Origin of the sequence: Marivivens marinus (assembly GCF_035969385.1) — a bacterium.
In the GTDB taxonomy this organism is placed as follows: domain Bacteria; phylum Pseudomonadota; class Alphaproteobacteria; order Rhodobacterales; family Rhodobacteraceae; genus SELP01.
In genome coordinates this window covers 163895-173021 of record NZ_JAYKKJ010000009.1, presented here as the reverse complement: position 1 = coordinate 173021, position 9127 = coordinate 163895, and the positions used below count along the sequence as shown (strand labels likewise).

At 62.9% G+C, this 9127-nt stretch carries 9 protein-coding genes; 5 read left to right on the top strand and 4 right to left on the bottom strand.

All coding sequences use genetic code 11. The annotated features are described in order from the left end of the window. Positions 1-295 precede the first annotated feature (295 nt). From U3648_RS14350 to U3648_RS14335, 4 genes are all read right to left on the bottom strand, one after another. Positions 296-1702: a trypsin-like peptidase domain-containing protein gene (locus U3648_RS14350; RefSeq protein ID WP_420859916.1), complete on the bottom strand. Its 1407-nt coding sequence runs from the start codon at positions 1700-1702 to the stop codon at positions 296-298. A 79-nt stretch (positions 1703-1781) separates the two neighbouring features. Continuing rightward, positions 1782-2246, bottom strand: a complete 465-nt coding sequence (locus U3648_RS14345) for a thioesterase family protein (RefSeq protein ID WP_420859915.1) — start codon at positions 2244-2246, stop codon at positions 1782-1784. Further along, positions 2243-3109, bottom strand: coding sequence for an amidohydrolase family protein (locus U3648_RS14340; RefSeq protein WP_420859914.1), 867 nt, complete (start codon positions 3107-3109; stop codon positions 2243-2245). Before U3648_RS14340 ends, U3648_RS14345 begins: the two co-directional genes overlap by 4 nt. Next, positions 3099-4106: a nuclear transport factor 2 family protein gene (locus U3648_RS14335; RefSeq protein ID WP_420859913.1), complete on the bottom strand. Its 1008-nt coding sequence runs from the start codon at positions 4104-4106 to the stop codon at positions 3099-3101. The genes U3648_RS14340 and U3648_RS14335 overlap by 11 nt, the downstream gene beginning before the upstream one ends. Positions 4107-4223: 117 nt before the next feature. Here U3648_RS14335 and U3648_RS14330 point away from each other — a divergent pair, with 117 nt between their 5' ends. The 5 genes from U3648_RS14330 to U3648_RS14310 all read left to right on the top strand — a co-directional run bounded on the left by U3648_RS14330 (position 4224) and on the right by U3648_RS14310 (position 9127). Continuing rightward, positions 4224-5273, top strand: coding sequence for an ABC transporter ATP-binding protein (locus tag U3648_RS14330; RefSeq protein WP_420859912.1), 1050 nt, complete (start codon positions 4224-4226; stop codon positions 5271-5273). An 83-nt stretch (positions 5274-5356) separates the two neighbouring features. After that, complete coding sequence (locus tag U3648_RS14325) at positions 5357-6583, top strand: extracellular solute-binding protein (protein ID WP_420859911.1); 1227 nt, start codon at positions 5357-5359, stop codon at positions 6581-6583. A gap of 101 nt (positions 6584-6684) precedes the next feature. Beyond that, complete coding sequence (locus U3648_RS14320; RefSeq protein ID WP_420859910.1) at positions 6685-7710, top strand: carbohydrate ABC transporter permease; 1026 nt, start codon at positions 6685-6687, stop codon at positions 7708-7710. Beyond that, positions 7710-8591, top strand: a complete 882-nt coding sequence (locus U3648_RS14315; protein WP_420859909.1) for a carbohydrate ABC transporter permease — start codon at positions 7710-7712, stop codon at positions 8589-8591. The genes U3648_RS14320 and U3648_RS14315 overlap by 1 nt, the downstream gene beginning before the upstream one ends. After that, positions 8588-9127, top strand: a complete 540-nt coding sequence (locus tag U3648_RS14310; protein ID WP_420859908.1) for an ester cyclase — start codon at positions 8588-8590, stop codon at positions 9125-9127. The genes U3648_RS14315 and U3648_RS14310 overlap by 4 nt, the downstream gene beginning before the upstream one ends.

The following is a 9127-nucleotide window of genomic DNA, read 5'->3' as shown; positions in this document are numbered from 1 at the left end:
AAAGCATCGTTCCGATGGACCAGAGGCCCACGATGCACTAACAATCAAACCGGACCACCCGATGGGGGCACGCCAAGCTAACCGTTGCAGGTGCAGAACGATTGTCCGAAGTGGGCTGTGGCTGGTCATTCCCATTCGGCTCATTTCAACACATTCTGACCACTCGATTGCATTGAATCTGATCAACCGCCAATCACAGCGGCCCATTTGACCCAGATCCTTCGGGGTGAATGGTCTATCGGGCCAGAGGGGCAGCGCCATTCGCGCAATGTGGGTTTCAACTCACCCTGCCCGATCAGAAACTACGCAGGAACAGGACCGACCGCCGCCCGTTGCGCAGGTATTCCACCCGCCAGCTGTTGCCGCCATCGCGGATCGCCCGCATCAGGCTCGGCACATCCGGCGTGGCAGACCCGTTGAGTGACAGGAAAATGTCGCCCTCGCGGAACTGCCCGCGCCGCCCCGGTGCATCGGTGACCAGCACCCCTGACAGGTCGCGCGGCAATCCCAGCCGGGCGCGCAGCCGGTCGGTGATCGGCGCAACCTCCAGCCGGTCGAAGGGGGTGTCGGTGCCGGTGATCGTCCCGGCAGAGGGATCCGGGTCGGCGGGCGGCGGCGGGACGGGGGGCGCGGGGGCTTCGGGCGCCGCGACCAGTTCCAGCGCCCGGACCCTTTCGCGCCCGCGCCGCACGATGGTCACATCGGTGATCGCCCCGACACCCAGCGTCTTCATCCGGAAATTCAGCTCTTGCGCCGTATCCACCGGCAGCCCGCCCATGGCGATGATCACGTCCCCCACCTGAAGGCCCGCGTGGCGAAACGGGCTGTCGGGGTGCATATCGTTGATGATGATCCCCTGTGGCGGGTCGATGCCCAGGGCCTCGGCCAGGGTCGCGTCCACCGTTTGCACCACCACCCCGGCCCAGGGCTGTTCCAGTTCCGTTGCCCCCGCCTGTGCCTGCGCCACATATTGCGCCACCAGATTGGCGGGGATCGCAAAACCGATCCCGTTGGACCCGCCCGACCGGGTCAGGATCGAGGTATTGATGCCCAGTAGGCGCCCCTGCATATCCACCAGCGCGCCCCCGGAATTGCCCGGGTTGATCGGCGCGTCGGTCTGGATGAAATAGCCCCGGCCCCGGTCCATCTCGCCGCCGGACCGGGCAAGGCCCGACACGATGCCGCTGGAAACGGTCTGGCCGATGCCGAAGGGGTTGCCGATGGCCAGCACCAGATCGCCCACCTCGGCCCGGTCGGAATTGGCAAATTCCAGCGCGGGCAGGTCTTGCGCATCGTCCAGCTGGATGATGGCAAGGTCGGTTTCCGGATCGGACAGAAGCACCCGGCCCGAATATTCCCGCCGGTCCGACAACACCACCCGGATTTCATCGGCATTGCCGACCACATGGTTGTTCGACACCACGATCCCGTCGGAACTGACGATCACCCCGGACCCGAGCGAGTTCTGCACCCTCTCGCGTGGTTCCACCTGAAACAGTTGGGAAAAGAACGGGTCATCGGCAAAGGGGCTTTGGCTGCGAACCACGCGGCGGGCGTAGATATTGACCACCGCCGGCCCCGCCTCGCGCACGATCGGCGCAAAGGACAGCTGCACCTCGGCCAGCGATCCCGGCACCCGGTCCTGCGCCTGCACCGGCAGGGCCAACAGTCCTGCCACCAAGAAGATCCAAAGCCTGCGCATCACACCGCCCCCTGCGTTACCTGCCTTCAACAAAGGCCCGGACAGCCGGGAAATCAAGGGGAAGGGCCGCCGCCTGCCGTCAGGAAAGTTGCAGGCGCCGGGCCCGATAGGGCAACTGGCTGGCCCCCTCCCCGTCCGCGACCGCCTGCGACAACCGAAGGCGCAGGTCGGGCGGAAAGGCCGTTCCATGGGGTTTGGGCCGCTGATTTACATGCAATTCAATCATTTCCGAAACGGCGACGGTCGTCGTGCCTTCCTTCATCTCGGACCAAAGGTGAAAGCACTTGTCGTTGAAATCCAGCAGACGGGTTTCCACCTCGACAACCACGCCTTCCTTGACCTCGCGCAGGAACCGTTTGTGATCTTCCAGCAGGTAGATGGTGCAGCCTGTCCGCTCTCGATAGGCGCGGTCGAATCCGACCGCATCCTGGAATCCGTCCACCGCATAGCTGAAGATCAGCCCGTAATAGGCGTCCTGCATATGGCCGTTATAGTCGATCCATTCGGGGCGGACCGTGGTCTGGTATCTGAAAACCTTTGTCATAGCAGCCCGTAGAAACCTGCGGCGGTGTCGTGAAAAATGGCGGCGTGCTGGGCGGCCGGCACGATCTTTTCAATCGCGCGGGTGATTGTCGCGTAGTCGCTGTACAGCGAATCCACCGGAAAATTCGACCCGAACATGCAACGGTCTGGCCCGAACTGGTCCAGACAGGTTTCGACAACGGGCCGGATGCTTTCGGTGGTCCAGCCGTGGTCGAACATCCCCAACCCGGACAGCTTGCAGGTGATCTGGGGCCGGGCCGACAGGGTCCTCAGCCGCGCCGCCCAATCCCTCAGCCCCGCGGCGCTGCGATCATGGGGGGACCCGGCGTGGCACAGCGCGATGGAAGTATCCGGCGCATGGTCAAGGACCCGCGCCATGTCGTCGTAAAGTTCGGGGATCAGTTGCAGGTCGAAGGACAGGCCCCTGCCCCCGACCTGCCGCAAACCATCGGCAAACCGGGGGTCGGCCAAAAGGGCATTGGTGCCGGTCTGCGCATCCTCGCCCGGTGCGCGCCCGACGATCTGGCGCACGCCGCGCAGGGTCGGCAGGGTCTGGAACCGGTCCAGTTGGGCGGCAAGGTCCGGACTTGTCAGGTCACAAAAGGCAACCTGCGCCATGGGCCAGTCCGGCGTGGCATCTGCGACCGACTGGATCCACTGCGCCTCTGCCCAACCATCCGCCGCGCCGACCTGAATGTGCACTGATGCGGAAAACCCCACCGCGTCGCGGCGGTATGCGTCGATCAGGTAATCCCGCTGGATCGGCGAGGGATCGCCAAAGAACCGTTCGACACCACGCGCCATCAGCCACGGATAGTTCACCGCGCTCAGGTCCCAAAGATGGTGATGGGCGTCAATCCGCATGGTCGTATCCGGTTGTTTCTTTCAAGAAGTCCCGCCCCTGCATCTTCCAGAAATGCAGAAGGTCGATAAAGACCCAATTCTCGGCCAGCTTGTTCCCGGCCCGCCGGTAGATGTCGATCACCCGGAACTCTCCGGGCGTGTCGCTGCCCGGCAGCCCCATGAACCCGCCGGTCGGCACGGCGGTGAAATTGGGCCAGCCAAAGAAGCCGCCATAGTGGCCTTCGGCCAGCCGGGCGATATGCGTGGTCTTCGACCGGTTGCCGAACCCCGCGCGGAACGGGCCTGAATGCTGTCTGGCATAGCGTTCGATGGTGTAGGTCGCGCCAACCCCCTCTGGCCCCCACCAGATCATGTCGTCATGCCATGTCCGGGCCAGTTCTTCCTGCAGCGGCAGGCCGGACTTCCACTGTCCAAGGTCAGTGATCATGGCGTTGATCGCCGCAAGTGTCGCCTGACCTTCGGCCTCGGGCTGGGCGGCATACAGCAGCCCGTCGTGGGTGATCGGGCCGGGCTGTACCAGATGCGCCGCAGTCTGATTGGGAAAGGGGCATTGCCCCGCCTGCGTCATCAGGTGCGGAATGTCGAAATACATGGCGGTTTCAGCGATCCGGCCCCCCTCCACCCGGTAGAAGGCGCAATACCGCAGGAACGCCATCTTGCCCGTCGGACGGATCCCCAGCCACGGCTGGTCGAACAGGCCCATCAGATGCCCCATGGACACGACCCATGTACTTTCGAACCCATCCATCTGGTTGAGCCCGGCAAAGAAGATGTCTTCGCGCCGCTGGATCCGGGTCAGGGCAGATTTCAACGGGTCCCAGAAGACCCGGCCAAGGGCGGCGGCGCCGGTTAATTCGCCAAAGGGGTGATAGGCGCGCCACAGGTGATCCGGCGCAAGGAACGGCGCCAGGGATTCGGCAGACGCGCCGGGGCTTGCCCCATCAAGGGCGACGTGAGAGCCGCGGACCAGGTCTTTCGCCGCTTGGAGTTTTGTCATGATTTCAGTCCTGTAGACGCAAAATGCAAACGTATGCAAAAATAGCTTGCCAGACTCGGTCGCCCAAGTCTACCGTATTTGCAAGCGTATGCAAAACGACAGCGACAGGAGGCGGCCTTGGCCGAAATCAAACTATCCGGCGTATCAAAACGCTGGGGGAATTTCGTTGGTGTCGACAAGTTTGACCTGACCATCGAGGATCGCGAATTCCTGGTCCTGCTGGGGCCTTCGGGCTGCGGCAAGACCACGACGATGCGGATGATCGCAGGGCTGGAGGACCCGACGGACGGCCAGATCCTGATCGACGGCAAGGTGGTCAACGACCTGGAGCCGAAAGACCGCGACGTGGCGATGGTGTTCCAAAGCTACGCGCTCTACCCCAACATGAACGTCTATGAAAACATCCGCTTTCCGCTGCGGGTCCGTGGCATTGATCCGTCGACCCACAAGGACAAGGTGATGCGCGCCAGTGCGATGGTCGAACTGGACGATTTCCTGCACCGCAAGCCCGCCGAACTGTCGGGCGGCCAACGCCAGCGTGTGGCCCTTGCCCGTGCCATCGTGCGCGAACCCAACGTGTTTCTGATGGATGAGCCGCTGTCGAACCTTGATGCCAAGCTGCGCGTGTCGACGCGGGCGGAGATCAAGAACCTCAGCCATGAACTATCGGTCACCACGATCTACGTCACACACGACCAGATCGAGGCAATGACGCTCGCCGACCGGGTCGTGGTCATGGAAAAGGGGATCGTGCAGCAGGTCGGCAGCCCGACCGAGATCTACGACCGCCCGGCCAACACCTTTGTCGCAAGCTTCATCGGCAGCCCGGCGATGAACCTGATGCAGGGCGTGATCGAAGGCGGCACGTTCAAGGCCGACCGCGTGTCGATCCCCGGCTTTTCCGCATCCGACGGCCCCGTCACACTTGGGTTCCGGGCCGAGGACGCCACCGTTGGCGGCGCGGGCGCCGAGATTTCCGCGCCAATCTACACGCTGGAACTTCTGGGCGACGCGACCATGGTCAGCGTGCGGATCGGCGGGGCGCTGATCAGCGCGAAGGCCGACAAAACCTTCCGGGCCGAAATCGGCGATGCCGTTTCCATCGGTGTCCCGGCATCCATCTGCCATCTGTTCGACGCCACCACGGGGGCGCGGATCGACGGCTGATCAGACCACCCCGACACATCCGGCGGGGCAAGAAACGATGCGAAAGACAGGCGCATCACAATTCTGAAACAGGGAGCCAAAATGTGTTTCTGAAACAACTGACCACTGCCAGCGCATTCGCTGTTCTGGCCGCGACAAGCGCAACCGCGTGCGAAATCAACGCCCGCGTCAACGTGATCGGCAACGAATTCCCCGCCATCCAAACCGTTGGCGCGGGCGCGCAGGAATGCGCGGGTGCCGAAGTGTCCACCAACCTGACATCGGAACACCAGACCCTGAACGTGCCCGGTATGCAGGGCAACCCGGCCGAATACACTTCGGCGATCATCGCGAACTCTTCCATCGTGGCGCTGATGAACGAAGACGTGATCCGCCCGCTGGATGACCTCGTTGCGGCCCACGGTGGCGCGCTTAAGCAGAACCAGCTGATCACCATCGACGGCAAGATCATGGCCGTGGCCTTCATGGCCAACGCCCAGCACCTTGTGTACCGGTCCGACGTTCTGGAACAGATCGGCGTGGAACCCCCCACCACCTATGAAGAGATGCTTGCCGCGGCGGAAATGATCCGGTCGCAGGGGATCATGGAAAACCCGGTCGGCGGGGCCTATGCCTCTGGTTGGAACCTTGCCCAGGAATTCAACAACATGTTCCTTGGCTACGGTGGCGAATTCTTCAAGCCGGGCAGCGCCGAGCCGAACATCAACACCGAGGCGGGTGTGAACACGCTCAACATGATGAAGGCGCTGTCGGAGTATATGAACCCCGACTTCCTGACCCATGACAGCAACGCGACCAACGCCGAATACCGGGCGGGCAACGTCGCGCTGATGAACATGTGGGGCAGCCGCGCCGCGACCCTCGTGACCGCCGAAGGCGTCCCGCAAGAGGTGATCGACGGTTTTGCCATTGCCGGCCCGATGACCGTCGGCGGCGGCGAAATCCCGGCATCGACCCTGTGGTGGGATGGCTGGACCGTGGCCAAGAACATCTCTGACGAAGAGGCCGAGGCCACCTTTATCGCCATGATGAACGGCATCCGCCCGGACATCATGCAGGACGAGGACATCCGGACCCAGGCGGTCTGGCTGATCGACGGTTACGAGCCGACCCCGGCCGCCGTCGGCGTCTTTGCCGCAGCGAACGCGGGCACCAAGCCCTACCCGATGCTGCCCTACATGGGGCTGCTGCACACGGCGCTCGGCAACGAACTGTCCGACTTCATGCAGGGCAAGGAAAGCGCCGAACAAGCCCTTGCCGATGTCGAAGCCGCCTACATCGCGGCCGCGAAAGAAGCCGGCTACCTGTAGCCCTACCTTTCCGGGTGGAGGGGGCTCTCCTCCACCCGCTCTCTCCCCCTCTCTCACTTTCCTGACGACTGAACGACACTCCATCCCCGACGGCGAGGCCCATGAAACACCGCACCTTCTTCTGGTTCTTTCTGCCGACCGGTCTGGCCATGCTGCTGTTCATCGCAGCGCCAATCGTGTCGGTCGTCACCCAGTCCCTCTATACCCCGCACGAGGCCGTCCTCGTCACCGTCGAAAGCTGCGGCCCCTTCGGCTGCACCCAGGAAACGAGCATCGACCAAGAGGCCACGCGTGCCGTGCGCGAAGCGCAGCCCCTTGGGCGGTTCGTCGGGCTTGATATCTTCCTTGACCGCGGTCACCTTGCCTTTGCCGAAGTGGCCGAGGCCTGGAATACGACGGATAGCCTTGGCGCCTTCTTCAAGCGGCTTGGCAACCTGCCGTTCTACCGGGCAATGGCGTTTACGCTGACCTTTACCTTCACCGTCACCCCGCTTTTGATTGTGCTGGGCCTGATGATCGCGCTTGCCGTCAACCGGGTCAGCGCCCGCCTGAAGGGCATCGTGATCTTCTTCTCGCTGCTGCCGATGATCGTCACGCCGCTCGTCGGATCGCTGATCCTGTTCTGGATGATCGACAGCCGGGGCGTGCTGGGGTCATTGATCCAGTGGATCGCCAATGACCCTTCACTGTCACTCAAGGCGTCGACCGGGCTGACCTGGGTCATGCTGATCGTCTATGGCGTCTGGCACGCCGCGCCCTTTGCCTTTGTCGTCTTCTACGCCGGGCTTCAGACCCTGCCGCAGGACCAGTTGGAAGCGGCACAGATCGACGGTTCCACGCGCTGGCAGCAGGTCCGCTTTGTCACGATCCCGCACCTGATGCCGCTGGTGACCTTTGTCGCCCTGATCCAGCTGATGGACAATTTCCGGGTGCTTGAACCCATCGTCGGCTTCAGCGCCTCGGCCCATGCACAGTCCCTAAGCTGGATGATCCTGAACGATCTGAGCGGGGAAACCCGCCAGCTCTCCGCCGCCTCCGCGACCTCGGTCATGACGATCCTTGGCGTCGCAATCCTCCTGTCGCCTGTCCTTGTCCGGACCTGGCGCGATTTCCGGAGCAAGCACTGATGTCCTCCCAAGCACGACGCACACCGACCGGCCTGAAGATCGCGACCAACGGCTTTGTCCTTGTGTGGCTCCTTCTTGCCGCGTTCCCTTTCGTCTGGACGCTGTGGGGATCGTTCAAGGTCGAACTTGATTTCTTCTCGATCGCGGATTGGACCAACGCGCTGACCGGCAAGAACACCCAAGACACCTATGGATCGCCGGTAACCGGGGCGGGCTACTACGGCGCATGGGTGAAAGAAGAGTTCTGGCGCGCGGTGATCAATACCTTCATCGTCTGCTTCTTCGTTGTCTGCACCTCGCTGACCATCGGCACGCTCGGCGGTTATGCCCTGTCGCGGTCGGGCTATCGCTATACCTTCTGGCTGCTGATCACGGCCTTGATCTTTCGGGCGATGCCGCCGATCACCCTTGTCGCCGGCTACCTTCTGCCGTTCTTCGAATGGAACCTCTGGGGCATCCTGCCAACCACGATCATCGTTCTGGTCGCCATAAACCAGCCGTTCACGCTGTGGATGCTGCATTCCTTCTTTCAGAACATCCCCAAGGAACTGGACGAAAGCGCCAAGGTTGACGGCTGCACCCAGTTTCAGGCCTTCCGCCACGTGATCGTTCCGGTGATGTGGCCGGGGGTCATCACCACCGGGCTGTTCAGCTTCCTTCTGGCCTACAACGACTTCGCCGTGACCTCGATGCTGCTGTCGGAATCCAACCGCACCATGGTGCCCGAAATCGCCGCCTTCCTGGGCACGACCTATACCGAAGGCAACGTGATGTTCGCGGTTGCCGCCGTTGTCTCGGCCACCGCGCCGCTGTTCGTCCTCGTGATGTTCTTCCAGCGCCAGATCGTCAGCGGCCTGACCGCCGGGGCGGTGAAAGGATGACCGGTGCACGCCCCGAACAGGCGGTCCTCAGCCGCGACACCGACCTGTCGAAGACAGGCGAAACCCGCGCCGTGATCGAAGGGATGGTGGACGGGCTGAACGACCACCGCATCGACGATATCGGCAAGTTCTTTGCCGATGGGTTCCGCTGGATGGGCAATCAGGGCTGCGGCACCAAGGTGGGCCTGCAGGCGTTTCAGGACAATTGGCAGCGCCCCTTTCAGGCGGCCTTTTCCGACAAGGTCTGCGTGGATGAGGCGCGGCTTTACATGGGGGAATGGGCCGCGGCCTTTGGCAGGCAAGAGGCCGTGCATTCCGGCGAATTCATGGGCGTCGCCCCCACCGGAAAACGGGTCGAAATCCGCTACATGGATTTCTGGAAGGTCGTGGACGGGAAGATCACCGACAACTGGGTGATGGTCGATTTCCCCCATGTATTGGCCCAGCTGGGCGTCGATGTGTTCGGCGGCCACGGCTGGGAGGCATATGACCGGGGGGACCGCGTCCCGCCGCGTCCGGACGAAGAACAAGGATAA